General features: G+C 65.5%; 1 protein-coding gene. It reads right to left on the bottom strand.

What is annotated here, in order from left to right; all coding sequences use genetic code 11:
- On the bottom strand, positions 1-556 hold a 556-nt coding region (locus D3D02_RS18705; RefSeq protein WP_394337743.1), incomplete at both ends, for an ABC transporter permease.

Below are 556 nucleotides of genomic sequence, written 5' to 3'. Positions count from 1 at the left end.
GTCCGAGGCCGCCGCCGCCGATGAGTCCCATCGTGACGCCGATGCGGACGTTGATTTCGAGGATGTACATCGTCCACGCGATGAAGGGCGTAAAGACCTGCGAGAGCATCCCGAAGACGACCTTCTGGGGGCTGTTCGCGCCGGTCGACTCGATGGCCTCTATCGGTCCGTCCTCGACTTCTTCGAGGGCGTCCGTGAACAGGCGACCGAGGTTCCCCATCGTGTCGGTGCCGATGGCGAGCGTCGCCGTGAACGGCGAGACGCCGCCGAGGGGGATGTAGATGAGCGCCCACACCAGCGCCGGGATGGCGCGGATGACGCTCATCGTCCCGCGGAAGATGAAGTTGAAAGGGTACGGCGTCACGCGCTCGGAGCCGAGCACCCCGAGGATGAGCGCGCCGGGGATGCCGAGGACGGTCCCGACGAACCCCATCGCGAACGTGACGAACACCGCGCCGAGAACGGGGTTCCCGTCCTGGAACTGGAGGAGGAGGTTCCGTTCTTGGATGAACGCCCAGTACTGGCTGACGTCGACGAAGGGGATGACGCCGAACAG

It is taken from the genome of Halobellus sp. Atlit-38R (assembly GCF_003665925.1).
GTDB lineage: Archaea > Halobacteriota > Halobacteria > Halobacteriales > Haloferacaceae > Haloquadratum > Haloquadratum inordinatus.
This window is presented reverse-complemented; position numbering and strand designations above follow the sequence as displayed.